We start from the raw sequence: 24628 nt of genomic DNA, 5'->3' as shown, positions 1-24628 counted from the left end.
CAGAAGGGGAGCCAATGGCTCCCCTTCTTTATTGCTGGCAGATGAGATCGCCAGCGAAAACAGACGGCTTCATATGAATTTTTTCACTTAGGTTTGCCAGTTAATTTTGTTTGTTATCCGGTACTTGGATTGCAGGATGGAATAAGTGACTGACCAAAGTCGATCCATTCAGGATAAAGCATGCCGTATAGCTACCTATCACATCTGCGTTGCAGCAAGAGTGGCGAGATCCATGATGCCGACCAACCCTGGCAACTGAGTCGGGCAGGTGCACCACTGCTGGCCAACTACGATCTCGATGCGCTGAAGCGAGCCTGGCACCCGGCGGCATTGTCGGGTCGCCCGGCCAGCCTGTGGCGTTATCACGAGTTGCTGCCGGTGCGGGATCCCGCCCATGTTGTGACGTTGGGGGAGGGGCTTACCCCGCTGCTACGGCTGCCCACGCTGGGCAAACAGATCGGTATTCCGGATCTCTGGATGAAGGACGAGAGCGTCATTCCGACCGGCTCCTTCAAGGCTCGTGGCGCTGCAGTGGGCATCTCCCGCGCGCGTGAACTCGGCGTCACCCACTTCGCCATGCCGACCAACGGCAACGCAGGGGCTGCATGGGCGCTCTACGGTGCCCGCGCCGGACTGCGCAGCACCATCGTCATGCCGCAGGCCGCTCCCGCCATCACCCGACTGGAGACCTCCCTCGCCGGTTCCCGTCTCTATCTGGTGGATGGCCTGATCAGCGATGCCGGTCGCCAGGTGGCGCAGGCGGTGGCGGAGCACGCCCTGTTTGATGCCTCAACCCTGAAGGAGCCCTACCGGATTGAGGGCAAGAAGACCATGGGGCTGGAGATTGCCGAACAGCTGGGCTGGACCCTGCCGGATGTGATCATCTATCCCACCGGTGGCGGGGTCGGCCTTATCGGTATCTACAAGGGGCTGCGCGAGCTGCAGGAGCTGGGCTGGGTCAAGGGTGAGCTGCCCCGGCTGGTGGCCGTGCAGGCGAACGGTTGCGCGCCCATCGTGCAGGCGTGGCAACAGAGAGCCGCCGAGTCGAGCTTCTGGCCCGACTCCCGGACACTGGCATTCGGCATCAATGTGCCCAAGGCGCTGGGGGATTTTCTGGTGCTGGACGCCCTCTATCGCACCGAGGGTTGCGCCATCGCGGTGGATGATAAGGCGATCCAGAGCGAGATCCGCCTGCTTGCTTCTCGCGAAGGGAGCTTTGTCTGCCCGGAAGGGGCCGCCGCGTTTGCTGCCGCTCGTCAACTGCGCGAGGCGGGCTGGATCCGGGAGCAGGAGCAGGTTGTCGTGCTCAATACCGGTGCAGGCATCAAGTACCCGGATGCTATCACTGTGCTGCCCCAGCGTTTGCAGCGTGACGGGAGGATCCCGGCATGAATCTGGATCTGCCCTTTATCCTTACGACGCTGCCCGCCTTCGGCAAGGCGGTCTGGGTCACCTTGCAACTGGGAGCCATAGTGATCCTCACTTCGCTGGCGGTCGCCCTGCTCAACGTCGCCCTGTTGAGCCTGCACAAGCGGCCGCTAACCGCACTGATCCGTGGATATGTCGAGCTGGCTCGCAACACGCCGCTGCTTATCCAGCTCTTCTTCCTCTATTTCGGGCTGCCTGCGCTCGGTTTGTCGCTGTCGGGCTTTACCACTGCGGTGATTGCCATGACCTTCCTCGGTGGTGGTTATCTGACCGAGGCGCTGCGGGCGGGCATTCAGGCGGTGCCCGCCAGTCAGCTGGAGGCTGGCCGGGCCATCGGTCTCTCCCGCTGGCAGCTGCTGCGCCACGTGCAGCTGCCCCAGGCCTGGCTCGCCAGCTTGCCGGCGCTGTTTGCCAACTTCATCTTCCTGCTCAAGGAGACGACGGTGGCCTCGGCGGTGGCGGTGCCAGAGCTGCTCTACACCACCAAGAATTACATCGCCCTCTACTACAAGACCTACGAGATGCTGGCGGTGCTGACCTTGATGTGCGTGCTGATCTTTCTGCCGCTCTCTCTCGCTCTGCGAGTCGTTGAAAGGAGGCTGCAACATGGTCAGTTCGGTCACTGAATCGTTGATGCAGGCGAGGATCCCGATGTGGGCACTTATCTTCCAGCGGCCACCGTATCTCGTCACCAAGACGCAGGAAGGGAGGGATCAATATGGTCAGTGAAATTTCTGAACAGCTGACGCAGGCGCTGCCACTGCTGGCGGTGGGCGCGGGTCAGACCCTCGCCATCTCGCTGCTGGCCATCCTGTTTGCCACTCTCGGCGGTGTCGCTTACGGCGTGTTGGCACAACAGGGTGGTCGGTCGGTACGGGGGCTGCTGCGGCTTTATCTCGAGCTGTTTCGGGTGGTGCCGGTGCTGGTGTGGCTCTATCTCTTTTTCTTCGGGTTGCCGATCTTTTTCGGCCTCGATATTCCGGCCTTCTGGTGCGCCGTGCTGGTACTCGCCCTCTGGGGCGCCAGCGAGGTGGGGGAGGTGGTGCGTGGTGGCCTCAACTCCCTCGCCCGTGGTCAGCAGGAGGTCGGCTTGGCGCTCGGGCTCTCGACCTGGCAGCTCTATCGCCATGTGTTGCTGCCGCAGGCGTTGCAGCGGCTGACGCCGCCGACCATCAACATCTACACCCGCATCATCAAGACCAGTTCGCTGGCGGTGCTGATCGGGGTGGTGGAGGTGATCAAGGTGGGCCAGCAGATAATCGAGCGCACCTATGGCTCGCTGCTTATATACGGTCTGCTGTTTCTGTTCTTTTTTCTGGTCTGCTATCCGCTCTCGCTCGCCTCGCGCCGGCTGGAGCAACAATGGGGTAATGCGGTATGACACCTCTGCTTGAACTCGGTTCTGTCAGTAAACAGTTCGGCCCGAATCTGGTGCTGGATCGGATCAGCCTCAGCGTGCGCGCCAGTTCCTCGCCAAGTTTTCTTATACAAATGTCATCAAACGAAAGGAGTCAGCATGAAAAAAATCACCTCGGTTCTGCTTAGTGCCTTATTGGGACTGGGTATCGCCAGTGGCGCCGCCCATGCGGCGGACGGTTCTCTCGACAAGATCAAGGCGCGGGACAAGCTCATCGTCGGCGTCTTCACCGATAAGCCGCCGTTTGGCTACGTGGACGAGAAGGGGAACTACGTCGGTTTTGACACCGATCTCGGCCGCCGCTTCGCCAAGGATCTGCTGGGGGACGAGAACAAGATCGAATTCGTGGCGGTGGAGCCAGCCAGCCGCATCCCCTTCCTGCAGAGCGACAAGGTGGATCTGATCCTCGCCAATATGACGGTGACCCCGGAGCGGCGCGAGGTGGTGGATTTCACCAACCCGAACCTGCGAGTGGCGGTACAGGTGCTGGTGCCGGAAGGGAGCTCAGCCAAGAAGCTCGATGATCTGGCCAGCAAGACCCTGATCGTGACCACCGGCACCACGGCCGACATCTGGCTGACCCGCAACCATCCGGAGTGGAAGGTGCTCAAGTTCGAGAAGAACACCGAGTCCTTGCAGGCGCTGGCGCAGGGCCGTGGCGACGCCTATGCCCAGGACAACCTGGTGCTGTTCAGCTGGGCCAAGGAGAACCCGGGCTATCGGGTATTGCCCGAGAAATTGGGCTCGGAAGATCCCATCGCCCCGGCGGTGAAGAAGGGCAATATCGAGCTGCGTGACTGGGTCAACGACCGTCTCGCCAAGCTGGGTGAGGAGAAGTACCTGCTGAAACTCTATGACCAGTATGTGCGTGACAAGCTGAGCCCTGATACCGATCCGAATGATGTGATTGTCGAAGGAGGAAAATGGCAGGGTTAATGGACAAACCCTGTTTTGAAGAGTGTGTTGAGTGTGTGAAGTAAGTGAAGAGTGAGGTCTTGGTTCCGTTGGTATGCAAACCGCAAGGTTTGATTTTTCCGGGCGTCCCCTGCTAGAGAGGACGCCCTTTTTTATGTGCCCAAGCGTGGGTTAGTGCACTTCATCCCACGCCATCTGCCAGTGGGAGCCGATGCCCGGCTCGTACTGGGTGGCTGTGGTGGTCCACTGCTGGCAGTAGCCGCTGTAGGGGAAGGGCTTGCACTGATAGACCTTGCCATTTTTCGGCTGCTGCACCTTGGTGCCGGCGGCATAGGATTTGAGCGAGTTCGGGAAGACGAAGTCGTATTCGCCGCTGCTCTGCTCCTTGAACATCAGGTCCATAGTCTGCTGGATGGTCTCGCCGCCCGCTTTCGGAGTGGCCTTGATCACCAGCTGGTGGTGACCAGCCTTGAGACCTTCCAGCGCCATGGTGAAGGTGTGGCTGCTGTCCTTGATGTCGGCACTGCTTTCACCCTTGGCGACGCCGCCGTGGTCATAGAGGGTATTGGTGACGGCCAGATCGCCCTGTGCGGTGACGGTGAAATCGAGGGTTGCCTTGCCGTTGTCCAGCACATAGTCGCTGGCCAGACCGCTGATGCTGATGCTGTCCACCACTGGCGGTTGCAGCTGTTGCAGGTCAATCTCGACTCGATCCAGTTTGCTGTCTCGATGCAGATAGACGGGGTTCATACCGTAGACCGGATTGAACTGGCCATCGGCTCCTTGCTGACCGGCGCGGATCAGGCTCTGTTCGGCGTTGATCTTGCTGGCGAGGGCATGAGCCCAGCTGTTCTTCTGGCCCTGCTCGGCGGTGGTGATGGTCAGCACGGTCTGCAGATCGGGGCGCTCGCCGTTGGCATCGAATACCCGGGTCATCGCCTTGTCACCCACTGCGAGGTCGATAGAGGGGTAGATGGTGCCTGCCTGGCTCCACTCCAGCGGCGGCTGGCTGCCATCTTTGAACTTGGCATCGATGATGTTGTAGAAGCTGTTGCTGGTGTCGCCCACTTCCCACACGCCGAGGATCACCTGATAACCGGTGCGCTCCGGCAGGACACAGTTATGGGTCACCTGCTTGGGCGGCTGCACCATGTTGCCGTCGATGACGCAGAAGGGGGTCAGGTCGAACGAGGCGCGGGTGAGCGGCTGGTTGGGGTTCCAGTCCTGCTTGGTGAGGTAGTAGCGCCAGTTACGGGTGACGTGGTTGGCGGTGAAGGTCCAGCTGATGGCAAAGGGGCCGGGCTGTACTTCACGCTTGGTCCAGTGGTCGCTGGTCTGGATGTTCAGCTCGCTCCAGCGCGGGCTGCCCGCCGAGGCGATTTGGCCATCCTGCGGGCCGGTTTGCGGGAAGCCTGATGGGCCCTCCACGCTCTGGGGCTCCCACTGCACGCCGCCACACTGGCTGTTGCCACCGGTTTTGCACAGGTAGTTGCGACTCTCTGGCTGGTTGATGTAGCCATGAGCCAGGGCGCTGCCGCTGGCTAGCAGGGCCAGCACCGTTGCGATGTGATTGAGTTGGATTTTTGCTGCCATACATTCCTCTGTTCGATAGATGTGGGCAGTCAGTTGGCCGGGGAGTTCCCCGATGCACACTTGCGTGTGGCAACCCCGCTATCCTGGACAAAACGTCTGTAGACCGGAGGCTTTGCGTCCCGACCTTTCGGTCAGTTTGCCAAATGACTAGATGGTTAGTGATGGGCCAAATGTTCGGCCATCACCATTGTGCACTGCATTGATTAATTATTTGAAGTTAAATGTTTAAATGCACCGTTCAACGGCACATGGATCATTCTAACTGACTGTTTTTAAACTGTTCTCTAATTTGTGAATGGCGTCGAATACCGTTGAATATGCCGATAAGGTGCATGCTGATTGCGTGTTGTCGGCGTAAAAAAACCTGCCAGCTGGGCTGGCAGGTCGGGTGACAAGGCGACACGGGTTGACGCCATCAATGACGGGCGCGCTGCTCTCCGGAGGGGGGAGACACAGGAGCCATCATTGGCGCTGTAGCTGACTCCTTGCCCAGTTTGAACACCGCAAGCCGTTCATCAAGGCTGCGGGAGAGACCGGCCAGCAGTTCGCTCTCCTGCGCCAGTTGCGAGGCGGACTGGGACATCTCCAGCGCCGAGTCGTTGATGCCGCTGACGTTGCGGTTCATATCCTCGGCCACCATGCTCTGCTGCTCGGCGGCGGTGGCGATCTGGGTCGCCATGTCGCTCACATGCTGGATGTGGTTGACGATCAGGGTGAGATCCTGGCCCGCCTGTTGGGATTGATCGACGCTGCTCTCCGCCAGCTTGCGGCTGGCATCCATGGCATTGGCTGCACTGACGGCCCGTTGTTGCAGCTGGGCAATGGTGCTCTGGATCTCTTCGGTGGACTGGCGAGTGCGGCTGGCCAGTTGGCGCACCTCGTCGGCCACCACGGCAAAACCGCGGCCCTGCTCGCCGGCGCGGGCTGCCTCGATGGCAGCGTTGAGGGCCAGCAGGTTGGTTTGATCCGAGATGGCACTGATGACCGCCGTCACCTCGCCGATCTGCATGACCCCCTCTTTGAGCTGATTGACCTGTTGGGTCGCCTGCTCCACTTCGCTGGCGAGCGCCTTGATGCCGTTCACGCTGGCGTGCACATCCCGGTTGCCGAGGCCAGCCTCACCGGTCGCCTCCTGGGTGTCGCGCGCAGTGTTCTCGGCATGACCCGCGACGTCAGAGATGGTGGTACTCATCTCGTTCATGGCGGTAGCGAGCTGGGCCAGCTGATCCCGCTGGTTGGTGACCGCCTGATTGGTCTGCTCGGCGGAGGCGGCGATGCGCAGGGCGGCATCGGCCACGTTGCGGGCCCCCTGACTTGCCTCCAGCAGCGCGTGGCGGATGGCATCGAGACTCTGGTTGGTACAGCTTGCCACCATGCCCAGCTCATCCTTGCCCTGCACCGGTATAGTGACCACCAGATCGCCCCTGGCGACCCGCTGCATGGCGTGGTTGATCTGGTTGAGCGGGGAGACGATGGAGTGGGTGATGCGCCAGCCCAGCAGCCCCATCAGCACAATGACGATGGCGGTGGCACTGCCCATCTTCATGTATTGGGCCCAGATGGTCTGGTGGATGTCCTGCAGCAGCATACCGGTGCCGAGGATCCAGCCCCAGGGTTGATAGCCAGAGACCATGGAGAGCTTGTCAGCGGTTTCCCCAGACGGGCCGGTCCAGATATATTGCAGGGTTCCCTGCTTGCCGCCACGGGCGATGTCGACCATCTGGAACCAGAACTGCCCTGCGGTGGCGCCCGAACCCTCTCCCATGGTCTGGCCGACCAGTTCGGGCCGGATGGGATGCACCAGCATCTTGCGGCTCTCGTCGATGACGAACAAATAGTTGTTGCCATCAAAGCGCATATTGGTCAGCAGCTTGCGTGCCTCCTGCTGCGCCTGCTCTGCCGGCAGGGTGCTGGCCAGAAACTGGATCTGGCTCATGGCCTGTCCCAGCACGGCATTGAGTCGCGCTTCCCGTTCACTCATCAGATTGCGCTGGAGTGCGTTGGCGGAGATGAGCAGCAGTGACACGAAACCGACAAACGCAACCGTGAGCAGCAAAATCAATTTGCGGCTCACGGTGATATCACCGAGCTTGAACATGACTAACCCCTCGTTATCCCGTTGATGTTATGGTGGCTCGATACAGCGGTAGCCTCTATCTCTCTTGCTGAACGTCTCATTTAACAATTCATTTACTTTCAGTGGCTTGGCGAGCCTGTTTAAATGAGCGTTTTAACATCAGTATAGTCAGCAGAGGTTACAGCCCGCTTTCGGGTAGTATGTTGAAAAGGCTTTCTTCGCACGATTTGCCGAAAAATGTGAATAGCTTGGCATTTCACCAACCAGAACAGGGGCCATCCGGAGCGCTCCTGCGACAAGAGGGAATTTATGAGTTCGATTGCCAGAGAGTATTTTGACCAGCTCAATCGCGACTATCTGCAGGTTCACAGACGCAAGGAGGATCTGTTCTGGGCCACCTACATGGGCACCAGCGACGATCAGGCAGGATTTACCACAGCCGAGCAGGCCTACAAGGCCTTTTGCGCCAATCCGGAGCGGTTGCCGGAACTGCGCAAGATGCACGCCCTTGCCGAAGATGAGGAGTTACAACGGGGTCTGGCGGGCTGGATCGCCTTCTTCGAGTGCAACGTCATCGAGGATCCCGTTGCCGCCGCCCTGATGGATCAGCTTGTGGCTGCCGAGGCGGATCTGTTTGCCCGCCGCAAAGGTCTGAAACTGACCCTGCTGGATGAGCAGGGCCAGCTGGTGGCTGGCAGCCTGCCCGCCGCCAGCACCTCGCTGGCCGCCAGCCCGAACGAGGCAGTGCGCCAAAGCGCCATCGCCATGTTCCACACCCTGGAGCAGTGGGTGGTCGGCAATGGTTTTCTCGAGGTGGTGGCGCTGCGCAACCGCTTTGCGCGCGCCATGGGCTATCGCGACTACTTCGCCTACAAGGTGCGCAAGAACGAACAGATGAGCCCGGATCAGCTGTTCGCCATCCTCGACGACTTCATTGCCCGTACCGATGCTCGGCTGCAGCAAAGCCTCGTCGAGCTGAAAGCGGCGAAGGGGGAGGTGGCCCTGTTGTCCCACAACCTGCGTTACTTCGTCAGTGGCGACGTGACCCGCCAGCTCGATCCTTACGTGCCCTTCTCGCGGGCGCTGCGGGACTGGGTCGAGAGCTTCCGCCGGCTCGGCATCCAGTATCGCGGGGCGACCCTCACCCTGGACTTGCTGACCCGGGAGGGGAAATACGAGAACGGCTTCTGTCATGGCCCGGTACCGAGCTTCTTCCAGCAGGGTGAGTGGATACCTGCTGTGGTCAACTTCACCAGCCTGGCCGATCCGGCGCAGGTGGGCAGCGGCTGGAGTGGCCTCAACACCCTGTTCCACGAGGGGGGCCACGCTGCGCACTTTGCCAATGTCACCGGCAACGCCCCCTGCTTCTCCCAAGAGTTCCCGCCCACCTCCATGGCTTATGCCGAGACCCAGTCGATGTTCTGTGACAGCCTGCTGGACGATGCCGACTGGCTCAAACGCTACGCCAGAAATGCGGCAGGAGAGGCGATCCCCGATGCGCTTATCAAGGAGATGATCGAAGCGCGTCAGCCGTTTCGCGCTTTTAACGAACGCCAGATCGCGCTGGTGGCCTACTTCGAGCGGGATCTCTACGCCATGGATGAGGCTGAACGCACTCCCGAGGCGGTGCTGGTACTGGCCCGCAAGTGGGAGCGCAAGATCCTCGGGGTCGAGAGCCCGCGCCCGTTGCTGGCCATTCCGCACCTCCTTAATCAGGAGTCGGCCTGCGCCTATCACGGCTACCTGCTGGCGCTGATGGCGGTGGAGCAGACCCGCGCCTTTTTCCTCAAGCGTGATGGCTACCTTACCGACAACCCGCGCATCGGGCCGGATCTGGCTGCCCACTACTGGGGGCCGGGCAACGGCATGACTCACGATGAGACGTTGCGCAGCCTGACCGGTGAAGGCTTCAGTGCCGTGCCGCTGGCCGAGGCGTGCAACCTGAGCGCCGCCGAGGCGTGGCAACTGGCGCAAGCCTGCATGGTCGCCGCGCAGCAGCGCCCCGCGGCGGGTGAGGGAAGCCCTCTCGACGCCCATATCCGGGTGGTACACGGCGCCGAACTTATCGCCGACAACAGCGAGTCGGAAACCCGCATGCTGGCCGATTTCGAGGCGTGGATCCTGAGCCACAGCGCACGAGCCTCTGTTGCGTAAGCTGGAATGCTCCCGGTTTTTGAGCCGGGGGCACTCTTGGCGTGGTTTTGATGTATGTTCGCGGCTATGGCTGATGCAGCTGTAGAAATGTTGACGACACAGACTGTCGCATAATGCTTTTGGTATGCGGATTTCAGATTAAATATGTATTCATATGAATATGCTCATGCAGAGCAGGTCATAAGCTCATGGAACCTTATCGCCTCGGGTTTTTGTTTATTTTGTTAATAGTGTTTTCTGTAGTTATCTTTGTGCATAAAGATTGTTCTATTCACCCGCTTGAGAACCATTCCCATCTGCCTGTGTTGACTAAATTGTCCACAGTTGCAGAATCGCCCTCCTTGCCACCCCCGATGTGAATCGGGTTCGGAAAGCCTCAGATCTCCGCCCGGAGATGGCTGGGCCGCACATAGGAAAGGTGCTGGCCCACTGCCCGCCTTTCACCCTCGAAATCAGCACACAAGTCAGGAAGCCCTCTTGCTCGTCAGGCAGGAGCGGACGGGTGTGTATATCCGCATGGCCGTGCAGGGACGATACGACCAGCGTTTGTTATGGGTGGTATGTTGCGAATGAATCGCATCTTTTTGATGTTGGCGCTGCTGCCCCTGCTGGTGTGCGCCAGTGAGGTGGACAGAGTGCGTGAAGCCTGGGTGATCAAGGCCCGGGCGGGAGAGCTGGATGCGGCAGCGCACGGGCTGGATGCGCTCTATCGACAAAGTGGTGATGGCAAGGTGCTCGATGACCTGATTGCCGTGCAGCTGTGGCGGGGTGATCGCAAGGGGGCGCAGGCCGCCTGTGAGCCGTGCGAGCTCAGCCCCATCAGCAACAGTACGCTGGAAGGGGTGGCCCGTGCCGCCCGCGACGAGAAGCGCTATTCCGAGGCGATCAGCTATTACCGCATCCTGCAGGGACGCGATCCTGCCAACCGCAATGGCTGGCTCGGGCTGTTTCTCACCGCCAGTGATCAGGGCAACCGCGAGCTGGCCCGCCACGCTGCGGGTGAATATGAGGCCAACTTTGGCCGCGATCAGGCGATCCTCGAAGCCCGCATCTATGCCGCCCGCCAAGGTGAAGATCCCATGGGTGAGCTGCTCGCTCGTCAGCAGTGGCTGGAGCTGGAACCTGATAATCACGAACAGGTGCTGGCAATCTATCGGGTAGCCGTGAGCCTGGGGGCGGGGCCTGCCGCTGCAGATCTGATGGGCCGTTACCCCAAGCTGTTCAAACCGGTCGACCGGCTCTGGCTCGACTATTACCAGGCGGTCAATCTGCTGCGGATCTCGGCCCAGACCGAAGATCCGGCGCTGGCCCGCCGCTCCCTGACCCGCACGCTGGCGCTGCAAGAGCGGATCCTGGCCCGCGCTCCTCACGATCATGTGCTCTACATCAGTGCCCGTCGCGATGTAGTGGTGACCCTGGTGGCCCTTGGCGATTTTGCCCGGGCCGAACGGGAGTCCGCTACGCTGCAGGCCGAAGGGCCATTGCCTGACTATGTGCTGGAGGCGCGCGCCGATGCACTGGCCGGGCTGGGACGGGTGGATGAGGCTTCCGTGATTTACCAGCAACTGGCGACCCCGGCACGGGCCAAAGACAAGCGCCTGCTGGAGAAGCGCTTCTACGCCTATTCGGATGGCGAGCGCTATGGCGCGGCACAGGGTCTGCTGGCCGGTTGGCAGGAGCCACCGACTCGCTGGGATTTCACCGGCAACATGCGGATGGCCAACGACGACTACGAGAAGGTATTGCAGCTGAAAACTTTGCTGCAGGCCTGGCGTGGTCAGGCGGGCGCCGCAGAGCAGCAGCTGGAAGCGTGGCTGCAAACCGCGCCTGCCAACCCCTGGCTCTGGCTGCAACTGGGGGATATCCGCCGCTGGCGGGGTCATCCCGACGGGGCCGAGCAGGCGTATCGGCAGGCCGTGCGTTGGCTGCCTGCCGGTCGCACTGTGCTGGCCGAGCCCGGTCGCCTCAACGCCCGGCTCGACAAGGGCGACTGGCAGGGCACGCCGCAGGCCGTGCGCACCCTTGGCAACCTGACCCGGGATCGTCAGGAGTTGCAGCAGCGGCTGGCTCTGGAGCAGGCCCCGAAATTTGTCACCGACCTGACCCATGGCCGCAACGAAGGGGGCTCGGTGCAGGCCAGCCGTGACTGGAGCTACGACAGCCGCCTCTACAGCGCTCGCAGCGATGGCGGTGATCGGCTGTTTGTCCGTCGTCAGGGCAGCTTTGGCGAGTTCGACCAGCAGCCCGAACGCGCTGCCTATACCGGGCTGGGGGCCGAGATCTTTTTCTACCCGCTGCAGCTGACGCTTGAGGGGGGCACGGGGAGCGAGCTCAACCACAAAGGCTATCTGTGGAGTCGCTTCGACTGGCGGCTGGATGATCACTGGACGCTGGGCTCGGCCATCAACCTCAACAGTGCCGATACCCCGCTGCGGGCATTGGCGCGCAGCAACTACGCCGATCAATACCAGCTCGATCTGGGCTGGCGTCAGGATGAGACCCGCGAGGGGGCACTGCGGCTGGAGCGGATGGATATCAGCGATGGCAACCGGCGGCTGACGGCCTCTGGCTGGCTGCGTCAGGATCTCTGGCGTCGGGATCGCTGGTGGTTTGATACCACCTTGCGCGGCGCCACCTCCCGCAACGAGGCGGTGGAGGTCGACTACTTCAACCCCTTGCAGGATCGCAATCTGGAGCTGGAGCTGGCGGGGCGCTATCGACTGCCGCTGGACGGGCGTCGCTCTTTGCTGCAGAGCCTGACCATGAGTGGCAACCACTACTGGCAGCAGGGCTATGGCAGCGATCAGGGGTGGCAGCTCAGCTATCGCCATGACTGGATCCTCTCTCCCGCCCTCAGCCTGGGCTATGGCCTGGGCCGCCGTCAGGCCATCTATGACGGCAACCCCGAGTTCGGAAATTTCATCTTCGCCAATCTGCAATGGAGTTTCATGTGATGAAACGCTGGCTTGCTCCTTTCGTTTTGCTGCTTGCACTGCTGCCTTCGCTGACGCAGGCCGCCCGGCAACCCGATGACTACGTGGTGCTCTGCTACCACGATATCGTCGATCTGAAATTGACCCCCAACCTCAAGCTCTATCCCCAGACCATCCGGCGCGACACCCTGATCCGCCACTTCAACTGGATTAAACAGCAGGGCTATCACCCGGTCAGCTTCCAGCAGCTCCTGGATGCCAAAGCGGGCAAGGCACCGCTGCCGGAGAAGGCGATCCTGCTCAGCTTCGATGACGGCTACGAGAGCTTCTACCGGCTGGTCTATCCGCTGCTCAAGCTCTACAACTATCCGGCGGTCTTTGCGCTGGTGGGCAGCTGGCTGGATGTGGCCGATGACAAGATGGTCCCGTACGGCAATGACAAGCTGCCGCGCAGCTACTTCGTCGGCTGGCCGCAGATCCGCGAGATGCAGGACTCCGGACTGGTAGAGCTGGCCTCCCACACTTTTACCTCCCACTACGGGCTGCTCGCCAACCCGCAGGGCAACGTGCAACCGGCGGTTACCACCGCAGGCTGGAGCCAGAATGGCTACGAGAGCATGGCCGACTATCGGGCCCGGATAAAAGCCGACTTCGACGCATCGGCCAGTCAGCTCAGGGAGCAGACCGGTCGGGCACCACGGATCCTGGTCTGGCCCTACGGCGCCTTCAACCAGACTGCGCTGAATCTGGCCCGTGCGGCGGGGATGCCCTACACCTTCACCCTGGCGGAAGGGCTCAACAAGCTGAGTGACTCGGGCAGCACGGTGCGCCGCTATCTGCTGGAGGAGGACACCAGCCTCGAAACTCTGGACGAGATCATGGGGGGCAATACCTGGGAGCGGCAGGTGGAGCGCTTGGTGCACGTGGATCTGGACTATGTCTACGACAAGGATCCGCAGCAGATGAACAAGAACATCGACATGCTGCTGGACCGGATCAAGGGCTACGGCATCACCACCGTCTATCTGCAGGCCTATGCCGATGACAATGGCGACGGGGTGGCGGAGGCGCTCTATTTCCCCAACCGTCATATGCCGGTCAAGGCGGATCTCTTCAATCGGGTCGCGTGGCAGCTCAAGACCCGGGCCGGGGTCAAGGTGTTCGCCTGGATGCCGGTGATGGCCTACGACATGGGGCCGAACCATGCCTATGTCACCGACAGCCGTACCGGCGCTCCGGCCAAGGGGCAGTATCTGCGCCTCTCGCCCTGGGATCCTGCCAGCCGTCAGCTGCTGCTGGATATCTACGAGGATCTCGGTTTTTACACCAAGTTCGATGGTCTGCTGTTCCATGACGATGCCTTCCTCAGCGACTACGAGGGGCCGATGCCGCTGGCTCGCACCCCGGATGCGCTGCAGGTGCAAGGGGTGCTGAAGACCGATCTGCTGATCGATTTCACCATGGCGCTGCGCGATGCTGCTGCCCGTTACCGGCAGGGGGGATCCGACGGCCTCAAGACTGCCCGCAACATCTATGCGGCGCTGGTGACCGAGCCGCAATCCCAGCAGTGGTTTGCCCAGAGCATGGCGGCGTTTGCCAAGGCCTATGACTACACCGCCGTGATGGCGATGCCCTATATGGAGCAGGCAGAAAACCCCGATGAGTGGCTGGCCAGGCTGGCGGAAGATTCGCTGGCACAGGTACCGGCCAATCGGCTGGTGTTCGAGCTGCAGAGCCGCAACTGGCGTACCGACCAGCCCATCCCCGATGCCGAGCTGGCGCGCTGGATGGAGATCATCCAGCGCAAGGGGGTGACCAACTTTGGCTACTACCCGGACGATTTTCACAACAACCAGCCGGATCCGGCGGTGCTCAAGCCGGTCTTCTCGGTGCAGACCCAGCCTCAGCCGGCCCAGCTGCCGGCGACGCCGGTAGCTGTCAGCGGCGCTGCGGCCACCCACGGGGAGGCGATGCGGTGAAGGCGCTTCTGGAAGGGATCGCCATCTTTACCCTGGCCTATCCCAGTCTGATGGCCATGGTGTGGGTCTGTGGCGGTCTCTATTACTACTTCCAGTGGGAGCGGCGGGATATCGCGCTGGCCAAGCGGGGGCTGGAGCTCCCCTATTACCCCAAAGTGACCTTGATGGTGCCTTGCTACAACGAGGGGGCCAATGTCGAGGAGACCATCGGCCACCTGCTGCGCCAGCGCTATCCCGATTTTGAGGTGCTGGCCATCAACGACGGCAGCAAGGATGACACAGGTGCGCGGCTGGATCGGCTGGCGCAGCAGGATCCGCGCCTGACCGTGCTCCATCAACACAATCAGGGCAAGGCGATGGCGCTCAACAACGGGTTGACCGTGGCCAGCGGGGAGATCCTGGTCGGCATCGACGGGGATGCGGTGCTGGACTATGACGCGCTGCGCTGGATGGTGAAGCACTTCATCGAGAGCCCGAGGGTTGGGGCGGTCACCGGCAATCCGCGGGTACGCACCCGCTCCACCATCATCGGCAAGATCCAGACCGGCGAGTTCAGCTCCATCATCGGCCTCATCAAGCGGGCCCAGCGTATCTACGGCACCGTCTTCACCGTCTCCGGAGTGGTGGTGGCCTTTCGCAAGCAGGCGGTCGAGGCGGTCGGCGGCTGGAGCAATGACATGGTGACCGAGGACATCGACATCAGCTGGAAGTTGCAGCTGGCCGGCTGGCTCATCCACTATCAGCCGCAGGCGCTCTGCTGGGTGCTGATGCCGGAGACGGTGCGCGGTCTCTACAAGCAGCGGCTGCGCTGGGCGCAGGGTGGCGCCGAGGTGTTTCTGCGCTACGGGTTGCAGGCGATGCGCTGGCGCAACCGCCGCTTCTGGCTGCTGCTGCTGGAGTATCTCTCCAGCGTTGCCTGGTGCTACAGCATGCTGCTGCTGGCGCTAATCTGGCTGATTGAGCCTGACGTGAGCGGACTGGCGGTGGGCCACCTGTTCCAGTGGAGCGGGGTGATGATGACCGCGATTTGTCTGGTGCAGTTCGGGGTCAGCATCCTTATCGACAACCATTACGACAAGAGCATGGCCCGCAGCTTTATCTGGTGCGTCTGGTATCCGCTTATCTACTGGCTGCTCAATCTGGTGACCGTGGTGGTGGCGGTGCCCAAGGCGATCCTGCGTCGCCGTGGCCAGCTGGCGGTGTGGGAGAGTCCTGACAGGGGAGAGTCGTTCCGTGACAAAACATAAGCTGGCGAACGAGATGATCATCAGCAACGGCGCCCGGCGCAGCTGGAAGTACCGGCTGCGGGATCTGCTGATCCTGCTGGTGACCTGGGGGGGCTGGTTGTTTCTGGCGCTGCAACCCTGGTTCAACTATCTGGAGACGGAGGAGGATGAGAGCTTTATCGGTTCGCTGGATGCCATCGAGGTGGGGCAACTGTTTCTGGCCCTGCTGTTCGGCATCTTCCTGTTGATCCACTCCTGGGCGAAATACAACAAGCTGCTGCATCGGCTGATGGGCAAGCGAGCGGCCCCGAAAGCGCCGTGAGCATGAGGGGCCAGTCGGCCCCTCACTTTTTATCACCGGTCACGGGCTGCGAAGCGGGCGGGGTATCCGGAGCGTTTTTACGGGCTGGTTTGCCATCCTGATGTCGCCGACACCTCAAAAAACCAGTCGTTTTGCTCCTTATTCTTCATTCATCAATGACTTTATTTCCACAATTTTCACAGATGACGTGGCGTTCAAAGCGATCCATGTTGGCCAGAAAGGGGCCGGCGGCCCAGCCGGTAATGAAGTCCTTGATAAACGCCTTGCGCTTTTGCTCCGGTGTCAGCTGCTGGCCAAAGGATTTGTCGACCAGCACCACGACATGGTTGGTCTCGCGCTGACAACTCGGGCAGACGCGTTGTTCGGTGGATGAAAGCAAGGGGGGACTCCTTGTCCAGAAGAGTAGGCGGCAGGTTTTCCGCCGCAGATATGTAACATCCCCATTTGATTCCTTCTGCTGGCAGGTCGTCAATCACGGCAGAGATGGATTTTGCGCTATTCCCCATGAAGATAGGGCCAGTCAGCAAGGGTGACCAGAGGGGCCGGCGGGCCCCTCTGCTGTTGCCGTTTGTCACACATTGCCACACAAGCTTCCCCCTCTGGCAAAGTCTTGTGACCGGACGGGGTTGTACTGGAACCATGAGCAGGGATGAGGCCCTGCCGCGATGGAACCAGGGAGCATGTTATGACGGGTAAACGGGTGTGGTGGCTGTTGCCGCTGCTGGCGGTCGGAGTCTGGTGGCTGGGTTATGCGGGGGACGCCAACGGGGTGTGGCCCTGGCGCCATGAGATGTTGCTGCTGACGGGCCTGCTGGGGATGGCCTATATGGCCATTTCGCTGTTGCTGGCGTTGCGCCTGCCGCGGCTGGAGGTGTGGTGTGGCGGTCTGGACCGGATGTTGCGATTGCACCGCCAGACGGCCATCGGCGGCGCATTGGCACTGACCGCTCACTGGCTGCTGGTGGAGGCGCCCAAGTGGGCGGTCTCGGCGGGTTGGCTGAGCCGTCCCGCCCGGCGTGGGGCCAGCGCGGCCGCAGCTGGTGCAGGAGCAGGCAATGGCATCTCGCTCCATGCCCTTGGCAATACTCTGGGGGAGTGGAGTTTCTATCTGCTGATCGCACTGGTGGTGGTGAGCTTGCTGGCGCTGGTGAGTTATGGCCGCTTTCGGCTGATCCACCGACTGGCGCCGCTCATCTATCTGGCGGGTTGGGGGCACGGGCTCTGCCTGCTGCCTCAGGTCGGAGCCATGACGCCGGTTGGGGTAGCGATCTGGTTGATCGGCGGGATCGGCGCTATCGGGGCCCTCTACTCCCTGCTGGGGCAAGTGGGGGCGCGGAAGCGCCATCCCAGCCGGGTCGTTGCGGTGCGCACATTGGCGGAGCAGACCTGCGAGCTGACCATGCAGCTGGAGCGGCCGCTCGCCCATTACCGCCCGGGTCAGTTTGCCTTTTTCGAATTTGACGCCAAAGAGGGGCCGCACCCCTTTACTCTGGTGCGGGTGTCGGCGGATCGGCGCCAGCTGGTGATCGCGGTACGGGCGCTCGGGGATCATACCCGTCAGCTGGTGGCAGAGGCGCGCGTCGGGGATGAGGTGGTGGTGACCGGCCCCTATGGTGCTTTTGTCGCCCCGCAAGGGGGAGGGCGAGCCCTCTGGCTGGGGGCCGGGATCGGTATCACGCCGTTTGTGGCCTGGCTGGAGGGGCTGGCTGCCCGTGGCGAGCGCGGTGAGGGGATCACCCTGATCCAGTGCGCGCCGGATCTGGCGGGGGCGGTTTACCAGCAGCGGTTGGCCGAGCTCTGTCATCGCACGGGTGTGCGCTATCAGCTGCATCTGGACAAGGCGACCGGGCGGCTGGATCTGGCCCGCATCGCGCAGGATGCACCCGAGCAGGTATGGTTTTGCGGGCCGGAGGGGATGGCAGATGCCCTGACCTGGCTGTTGCCGGACGGGCATCTGCATCGCGAGCTGTTTCGCTTTCGTTGAGCTCGATGGGCGCCGTTATTTGGCGTTGGCGGGCAGCTGCTTGAGGGCGGCCTGTACCGCGGCCTCCAGTTGCGGATCCCGCCCGGCCAGCATATCGGCCGGGGTGAGCGGCACCTGCAGATCCGGGATCAGCTCCTGATTCTCGTAGAAGGTGCCGTCCGGTTTGCGCAGCCCCAGAGTCGGAATGCCGTAGGAGAGGCCGGGCATGAGGCGGGAAGTATGGCCATAGACCATGGTGCCGGTGCCGGGCACCGGCTCGCCGACGATGGGGCCAATCTTGAGTGCGCGGTAGTACTCGGGGAAGGCGGAGCCCTCCGAGTAGCTGCCAGCGTTGACCAGCACCACCGAGGGTTTGGTCCATTGCCGGGTCGCGGCATCGCTGGCGCCTTGTCCCGCCTTGGGATCCGAGATGGCCATGCCGTGGGCGCTGCTGCTGCCGGTGAGGAAGCCAACCAGGGTATTGGCCAGATAGCCCCCCTTGTTGAAGCGCACGTCGACGATGAGCGCCTCGCTGCTGCGCAAGCGGCCGAGCGCCTCCGACACCAGCTCCTCATAGACAGCGCTGTTCATCTCCGGCAGATAGACGTAGCCGACCCGGCCCTTGCTCAGCTTGGCCACCAGATCCCGCCGCTTGGCGATCCAGCTGTCGAGCTGCAGCCGGTACTCCTGCTGCTGATCGATGGCGGTTACCTCCACCTCGTCCGGCTCCTTGTTCCCCGCCTGCTGGAAGGTGAGGGCGAGCCGAGCCCCGGCCTTGTGGTTGAGGGCGCGATCGAGCTCTGCCTGAGTAGCGACCGGATTGCCGTTGATGGCGAGCAGACGGGCACCGGCGGCGATGTCGCTCTCCTGATCCAGCGGCCCACCGGGCAGCAGATGGGTCAGCACTACCCCCTCTTTGCCATCCTGCCAGTAGCCCCCGAGACTGGCGGTCTCATCCGCCATGTCGGGATAGCGGGTGGGGCCATAGCCCCAGGTGTGGGAGACGTTCAGCTCGCCCGCCAGCTCTGCCAGCAGGTCACCGAAGTCGCGGCCGTTGTTGATACCGGCAAGCAGCCGGCGATAGGTGGTGACATAACCGTTCCAGTCCACTCCGTTCATGTCGTCGCGATAGAACTCGTCCCGGGTGAGGCGGGCGATCTGGTCAAAGGCGGCCACCATCCGGGCGTGCTGGCCCCTGCTCTGCACCAGCTCGAAAGTGGAGCTGAGCGCCTCGCCGGAGTCGAGGTTAATGCGGGTGATCTCTCCGTCCCGCACCAGAGTGGCCAGGGTCGCCTCCCGATTGAGGGTGGCCATGGCCGGCCCCGGCTGATCGCCAAACAGCTGGCGGGTCTCCCCCTTGCGCAGGTCGAGCGAGTAACCCTTGATCTCGCTCTCGTTGTTGGGGCCCCCCTCTTCCACCAGATAGACGAGCTGGTCGTGGACGACCCGGCTGGCGAGCAGCGTGCCGCTGGGGAAGAGTTGCAGCGCCTCCCGATGGGAGAGGCGATCGGTCTCGAAGCCATACCCCTCCTTGGGCGGCGCCACTTCGGCCAGAAAGTCCGCCTTGGCCGCCCGGCTGCTGTAGATGCCGAGCAGGTTGCTGCCAAGGGGTTCACCATCGGCATCCAGCACACCATAGCGGGTCGATTGCCAGTAGAGGATGCCGCCATCCTGACTCCAGGCTGGTGCTCCGTCCTGATAGCCGTTGAGGCTGACGTTAACCGGTTTGGCTTTGGCATCGGCCGTATCGAGCACAGCGATCTCCTGCTGGGCCGAGTCGGGGCGGAAGGTGAGCGCCAGATGGCGGGAGTCGGGAGCAAAGGCGAGCATCACCTCGTGGCGCGAGGGGTTGAAGCTGGCCGGAACCAGCTCGCGCTCTTTGTTGCTCGCCAGATCGAGCAGATGAATGGCCTGACCATCGACCACGAAGGCGAGCTGCTTGCCATCGGGAGAGAGCACCGGACGGCTGATCCCCTTGCCGGGAATGGCCAGCAGCAGGCTCTCCTGCAAGGGGCCCGGATCGCTGAAGAGACGCTCCGGATCCGCTTTGCGCAGGCGATAGAGGGCGGCCGGCCCATCCTGTTCGGAGAGATAGATAAGCGAGCGCTCCTTCTCGGCAAAGAGGGGGCTGGACTGCTCGCTGGGGGAGTCGGTGAGCTGGCGTACCCGCTCCCGCTCGGGATCGACGGCGAACAGGCTCCCCTCGCTCACCAGGATCAGTTCCTTGCCCTCCTCGCTGACCAAGATCTCGTCAGCCTGATTGTTGGACTGGCTCTGCTCGTCCGGTTCGCTCACCACCTGCGGTGTGATGGCCAGTTTGCGCGGCTCGGTGCTGCCGGCATCGAGGCGGTAGAGCTCCCCGAGCCACGACCAGACCAGATCGCCGCTGCGTGAGGCGCTCAGCCCCCGCACCGGATTGCCCTTGTAGTGGGTGAGCTGCTGCTCCTTGCCGCTGGCCAGATCGCGGCGCCAGACGTTGAAGTCACCGCTGCGCTCGCTCAGGTAAAAGAGGGTATCCCCCTTGTCGCTCCAGACCGGATCGGTGGCGGCGATGCGATCCTCGGTCAGCTGGCGGTGTTGCTTGCCATCGAACAGCCAGAGGCGGGAGACGGCAAACGAGTGCTGGTGCTTGCGAAAGGGTTGCTCCATCGACGGCATCTGGTAGGCGAGCTGCTGCCCGTGCGGGCGGGCGAGGATCGCCGGCAGTGGCAGATCGGCCTGCAGCTTGCCTCCTGTTACCGGCGCCCAGTAGAGGGCGCTGACCTGCACCCCTTCGGCCACGAAGTGATCGGCATTGGGGTCGGTCAGCCGCTGGCTGCTCAGCAGCAGTTGTTTGCCATCGGGGCTGAATGCCTGCGGCAGGTCGTTGCGCGAGTCGCGGGTGAGCCGCACCATCTTGCCGCCGCTGGCGGGCACCACGAACACATCCTCGTTGCCGTAGAGGTTGGCGGCAAAGGCGATCTGCTTGCCATCCGGCGACCAGATGGGGCGCTGGCTCAGATAGTCACTGCCGGTAAGGGCGCTGGCCGGCCCCCCTTGTGCGCTGGTGATGAAGATCCGTCCCTGCCAGGTGAAGGCAAGCTGCTTGCCATCGGGGGAGAGGGCGGGGTCGCGCAACCAGAGCGCATCCGCTGCGTAGGATGCGGGCAGCCAGAGCAGCAGGGGTGACAACAGCAGGTGGACGAAGCGGCATGAAGAGCGCATGGCATGATCCTGTCGATGGATTGAAAAGTAATCATCGCCGATCATCAGGTCATACGCCAGAACTGATGTTTGACTCTATCTTATTGTTTTGAATATTAATTATTGAAATTTGACCGACGTGAGCGGGGATCAGGCGAAACCGGTGCCAAGATATGTTTTATCGCGCATATTGAGTATTGATGGCGATCCAATATCATGGCGCTCGCTCGCCAGCAGGCGAAGATTATTCAGATGATTTGGCAACACCAAAGCCCGTATCAGAGGCTTGTCGAGGGATGGAATGAGAGCCGTATTACTGTGTTTACTGGGGCTGTGGCCCGCATTGAGTTTTGCCACCCTGTCTGCCGACATGGTGGTGGTCAAAAAGTCCACCTATAGCCTGACCCTGATGAAGGATGGCAAAGAGGTCAAACGCTACTGGATCGCGCTGGGCCCGGCGCCCAAGGGTCACAAGCAGCGGGAAGGGGATCAGCGCACCCCGGAAGGTCGCTACATCCTCGACTACAAAAAGACCAACTCCGGCTATTACAAGGCGATCCACATCAACTACCCCAATCTGGACGACATCAAGGCGGCCAACGAGAAGGGGGTAAACCCGGGTGGCATGATCATGATCCACGGTCAGATCAACAGCATTGGCAACCGCAGGGTACAGCCCTCCAACTGGACCAACGGCTGTATCGCCATGCTCAACCACGATCTGGATGAGGTGTGGGAGGCCGTCAAGCCCGGCACGCCCATCATCATCGAACCCTGATTGATGAACGGGGCCCGCTCCATCGAGCGGGCCCCGTTGGTTTATAGCGGATGTGATCCCGCCTTTCGGATGTCGTTTATGGACATCCACCATGTTATGAATGTCAATTCCAAAAAAACCTGCAAAAGGTGAGGATATGGGCTCAGCCAGTGAAGGAGCTTGCCATGTCTTTGACCGAAACCTGCCAGCGCATCGTGCGCGATCCCCATCTCTCTCCCGCCCAGAAGAGCCACGCGCTGGCGCTAGCCGCCGAGAATGCGCTGCCATACCCCGACCTGCCTGCCGCAGTGGCCGAGGCGATGGCGCAGGGATTTGTCTGTGACATGTTCGAGGGCCACGCCCCCTACAAGCCGCGCTATGTGCTGCCGGACTACGAGAAGTTCCTGACCCAGGGCTCAGCCTGGCTGGAGCTGGCAGCGCCGCGAAATTTCGATGAAGCGCTTGATGCCCTGCGCATCCTCTATCACCACGTTCCTTCCGTCACCGGCATGCCGGTCTGGCTGGGACGGCTCGATCAGCTGCTGCTCCCCTTTGTCGGCGAGCTGGATGACGAGACTCTCTACCGCAAGCTGAAAGGGTTCTGGATCTATCTGGATCGGGTGCTGCCGGACGCCTTCATGCACGTCAACATCGGCCCCGATGACAACCGGATCTGCCGCCTGATCCTGCGCATCGACAACGAGCTCAAGCAGGTGGCCCCCAACCTCACCTTCTTCCACGATCCGGAGCAGACTCCCGACGATCTGCTGCTGCTGGCGGTGAAGAATATCGCCGAGTGCAGCAAGCCGCACATCGCCAACTACCCGATCCATCGCGATACCTTCGACCAGCGTGGTTTTGGCATTGTCAGCTGCTACAACTCCCTGCCGCAGGCCGGTGGTGCCAACACCCTGGTGCGCATCTCCCTCAAGCGAGTCGCCGAGCAGGCACAGGGGATCGATGACTTCCTCGGTTGTCTGCTGCCCCACTACTGCCGCCTCACGTCCCAGCTGATCGCGGTGCGCGCCGCCTTCCTGCACGAGGAGTCCGGTTTCTTCGACAGTTTCCTGGTGAAAGAGGGGCTGCTGGATGAGGATCGCTTTGTCCCCATGTTCGGCATCTACGGTATGGCGGAAGCGGTCAACATCCTGATGGATAAGGAGAATCTGCCTGGCCGCTACGGCCACGACGAAGAGGCAAATCAGCTTGGCTATCGCATCTCGGCCCAGCTTTCGGAATATGTCACTACGACGCCGCAGGCCCATGCCTGGGGTGGGCACGCTCTGCTGCACTCACAGGGCGGCCTCAGCATCGATGTGGCGGTGACCCCGGGGGTACGGATTCCCTACGGGCAGGAGCCGGATCCGGCCAGCCATGTGCTGGCGCTGGCGCCGCACCACGGCTACTACCACTCGGGGATCAGCGAGATCCTGACGCTGGATCCCACCATCCGCCAGAATCCGCAGGCGCTGCTTCAGCTCTGCAAGGGGGCGCTCGCCATCGGCATGCGCGAGTTCACCGCCAACGTGGCCGACAGCGATCTGGTACGGGTGACCGGCTACATGATCCGCAAGAGCGACGTGGCCCGCTTCGCAGAGGAGGGGTCGCGGTTGCAGACCACCTGTCTTGGTGCCGAGGCGAGTGAAGTGACCGCCATTCGCCAGCGGGCACCGCGAGTGGTGGCCAATGAGTCGACCATCTGCCAGTACTGAGCCGAGTCCGATGGATGAAGCTCTGCTGACGCGCAGCGCCCTGGTCAGCAGGGTGCTGCCTTTTTCCTGTGTTGATGGGCCGGGCAATCGGCTGGTGCTCTTCCTGCAAGGGTGCAACTTCAGCTGCCCCGGTTGTCACAATCCCCACACTATCGGGCTGTGCGACGATTGCGGCGACTGCCTTGCGGTCTGCCCGAGTGGCGCCCTCACCATGAGGGAGGGCAAGGTTCATTGGCAGGAGGCGCACTGTACCGATTGCGACGCCTGTCTGGAGGCCTGCCCGCGCAGCGCCAATCCCAAAACCACTACCATGACGGTGGCCGACGTGCTGGCCCTGCTGCGCCGCTACGGCCCGCTGCTGAGCGGCATTACCGTCTCGGGCGGTGAGGCGACCACCCGGCTTCCTTTCGTGGCGGCCCTGTTTCGCGCCATCAAGGAGGCGCCGGATCTGGCCCATCTCAGCTGTCTGCTCGACAGCAATGGCTCGCTCGCCGAGACTGGCTGGCAGCGGCTGCTGCCGCAGCTCGACGGCGCCATGATCGACCTCAAGGGGTGGCGTGACTCGGTACACCTCTCCCTGACCGGCTATGGCCGCGAACGGGTGCTGGCTTCGCTCAGGTTGCTGGCAAGTCACGGCAAGCTGGCAGAGTTGCGGCTGCTCCATGTGCCGGGCAGGAGCGATTTTCTGGACGCAGAGGGGCAGCTCGATCGCGGTCTCGCCGATTTTCTGCACCAGCTCGGCGCCGTGCCGATCCGGCTCAACGGTTTTCGCCACCACGGGGTGAGGGGAGAAGCGATCCGCTGGCTCGAGGCAACCCGTGACGAGCTGGAACAGCTGGCGAGTCGTTTGCGCGAGGCCGGGCTGGGGCCAGTGACGCTGCCGCCGCTAATCTGATTTCGGAGTCATGCCACAATACGACAGGCTGCGCCGCCAAAGCGGACAACTGTGATTTCTGTCTATTGGAGGGG

General features: G+C 62.0%; 17 protein-coding genes and 1 riboswitch. Of the genes, 13 read left to right on the top strand and 4 right to left on the bottom strand.

Annotated elements, in window-relative coordinates; all coding sequences use genetic code 11:
• Nucleotides 1–180 precede the first annotated feature (180 nt).
• The 4 genes from NOM67_RS16470 (at nt 181) to NOM67_RS16455 (ending at nt 3781) form a co-directional block, all read left to right on the top strand.
• Complete coding sequence (locus NOM67_RS16470; RefSeq protein ID WP_255938766.1) at nt 181–1392, top strand: threonine synthase; 1212 nt, start codon at nt 181–183, stop codon at nt 1390–1392.
• A complete protein-coding gene (locus tag NOM67_RS16465; protein ID WP_203119343.1) occupies nt 1389–2054 on the top strand; it encodes an amino acid ABC transporter permease in 666 nt (221 codons plus the stop codon). The genes NOM67_RS16470 and NOM67_RS16465 overlap by 4 nt, the downstream gene beginning before the upstream one ends.
• Nucleotides 2055–2146: 92 nt before the next feature.
• Complete coding sequence (locus tag NOM67_RS16460) at nt 2147–2809, top strand: amino acid ABC transporter permease (protein ID WP_255938763.1); 663 nt, start codon at nt 2147–2149, stop codon at nt 2807–2809.
• 135 nt (nt 2810–2944) lie between these two features.
• Nucleotides 2945–3781, top strand: a complete 837-nt coding sequence (locus NOM67_RS16455) for a transporter substrate-binding domain-containing protein (RefSeq protein ID WP_075115973.1) — start codon at nt 2945–2947, stop codon at nt 3779–3781.
• A gap of 150 nt (nt 3782–3931) precedes the next feature.
• On the opposite strand, the gene gbpA is transcribed toward NOM67_RS16455, so the two are convergent.
• Complete coding sequence (gbpA, locus tag NOM67_RS16450) at nt 3932–5353, bottom strand: N-acetylglucosamine-binding protein GbpA (protein ID WP_255938759.1); 1422 nt, start codon at nt 5351–5353, stop codon at nt 3932–3934.
• A gap of 65 nt (nt 5354–5418) precedes the next feature.
• Nucleotides 5419–5504: riboswitch (cyclic di-GMP riboswitch) on the bottom strand.
• Between the two features lie 264 nt (nt 5505–5768).
• Nucleotides 5769–7451: a methyl-accepting chemotaxis protein gene (locus NOM67_RS16445; RefSeq protein ID WP_041209044.1), complete on the bottom strand. Its 1683-nt coding sequence runs from the start codon at nt 7449–7451 to the stop codon at nt 5769–5771.
• A 288-nt stretch (nt 7452–7739) separates the two neighbouring features.
• On the opposite strand from NOM67_RS16445, the gene NOM67_RS16440 reads away from it, so the two are divergent.
• From NOM67_RS16440 to NOM67_RS16420, 5 genes are all read left to right on the top strand, one after another.
• Nucleotides 7740–9584 (top strand): M3 family metallopeptidase, encoded by a 1845-nt coding sequence (locus tag NOM67_RS16440; RefSeq protein WP_255938756.1) that lies wholly within the window; start codon nt 7740–7742, stop codon nt 9582–9584.
• 569 nt (nt 9585–10153) lie between these two features.
• Nucleotides 10154–12538 carry a poly-beta-1,6 N-acetyl-D-glucosamine export porin PgaA gene (gene pgaA / locus NOM67_RS16435; protein ID WP_255938754.1) on the top strand — a complete coding sequence of 795 codons (2385 nt, stop codon included), beginning with the start codon at nt 10154–10156 and terminating at the stop codon, nt 12536–12538.
• Nucleotides 12538–14496 carry a poly-beta-1,6-N-acetyl-D-glucosamine N-deacetylase PgaB gene (gene pgaB / locus NOM67_RS16430; protein ID WP_255938752.1) on the top strand — a complete coding sequence of 653 codons (1959 nt, stop codon included), beginning with the start codon at nt 12538–12540 and terminating at the stop codon, nt 14494–14496. The genes pgaA and pgaB overlap by 1 nt, the downstream gene beginning before the upstream one ends.
• A complete protein-coding gene (pgaC, locus tag NOM67_RS16425) occupies nt 14493–15743 on the top strand; it encodes a poly-beta-1,6-N-acetyl-D-glucosamine synthase (RefSeq protein WP_255938750.1) in 1251 nt (416 codons plus the stop codon). The genes pgaB and pgaC overlap by 4 nt, the downstream gene beginning before the upstream one ends.
• Nucleotides 15730–16044, top strand: a complete 315-nt coding sequence (locus NOM67_RS16420; protein ID WP_255938748.1) for a PgaD family protein — start codon at nt 15730–15732, stop codon at nt 16042–16044. The genes pgaC and NOM67_RS16420 overlap by 14 nt, the downstream gene beginning before the upstream one ends.
• A 145-nt stretch (nt 16045–16189) precedes the next feature.
• On the opposite strand, the gene NOM67_RS16415 is transcribed toward NOM67_RS16420, so the two are convergent.
• Nucleotides 16190–16423 carry a hypothetical protein gene (locus tag NOM67_RS16415; protein WP_201967913.1) on the bottom strand — a complete coding sequence of 78 codons (234 nt, stop codon included), beginning with the start codon at nt 16421–16423 and terminating at the stop codon, nt 16190–16192.
• Between the two features lie 306 nt (nt 16424–16729).
• Between NOM67_RS16415 and NOM67_RS16410 the strand changes: the two genes are divergently transcribed.
• A complete protein-coding gene (locus NOM67_RS16410) occupies nt 16730–18028 on the top strand; it encodes a ferric reductase-like transmembrane domain-containing protein (RefSeq protein WP_255938746.1) in 1299 nt (432 codons plus the stop codon).
• 15 nt (nt 18029–18043) lie between these two features.
• Here NOM67_RS16410 and NOM67_RS16405 read toward each other — a convergent pair whose 3' ends face one another.
• Nucleotides 18044–21211 carry a S41 family peptidase gene (locus tag NOM67_RS16405; RefSeq protein ID WP_255938744.1) on the bottom strand — a complete coding sequence of 1056 codons (3168 nt, stop codon included), beginning with the start codon at nt 21209–21211 and terminating at the stop codon, nt 18044–18046.
• Between the two features lie 280 nt (nt 21212–21491).
• Here NOM67_RS16405 and NOM67_RS16400 point away from each other — a divergent pair, with 280 nt between their 5' ends.
• The 3 genes from NOM67_RS16400 to NOM67_RS16390 all read left to right on the top strand — a co-directional run bounded on the left by NOM67_RS16400 (nt 21492) and on the right by NOM67_RS16390 (nt 24554).
• A complete protein-coding gene (locus tag NOM67_RS16400; protein ID WP_033114013.1) occupies nt 21492–21968 on the top strand; it encodes a murein L,D-transpeptidase family protein in 477 nt (158 codons plus the stop codon).
• A gap of 164 nt (nt 21969–22132) precedes the next feature.
• Nucleotides 22133–23659, top strand: a complete 1527-nt coding sequence (locus tag NOM67_RS16395) for a YjjI family glycine radical enzyme (RefSeq protein WP_255938741.1) — start codon at nt 22133–22135, stop codon at nt 23657–23659.
• A 10-nt stretch (nt 23660–23669) separates the two neighbouring features.
• Nucleotides 23670–24554 (top strand): YjjW family glycine radical enzyme activase, encoded by an 885-nt coding sequence (locus NOM67_RS16390; protein WP_255938739.1) that lies wholly within the window; start codon nt 23670–23672, stop codon nt 24552–24554.
• The last annotated feature ends 74 nt before the right edge of the window (nt 24555–24628 follow it).

It is taken from the genome of Aeromonas sp. SG16 (genome assembly GCF_024436135.1).
GTDB classification, from domain to species: Bacteria; Pseudomonadota; Gammaproteobacteria; order Enterobacterales; family Aeromonadaceae; genus Aeromonas; species Aeromonas jandaei.
Note: the sequence above shows the minus strand (reverse complement) of the source record. Positions and strands in the feature narration are given on the sequence as shown.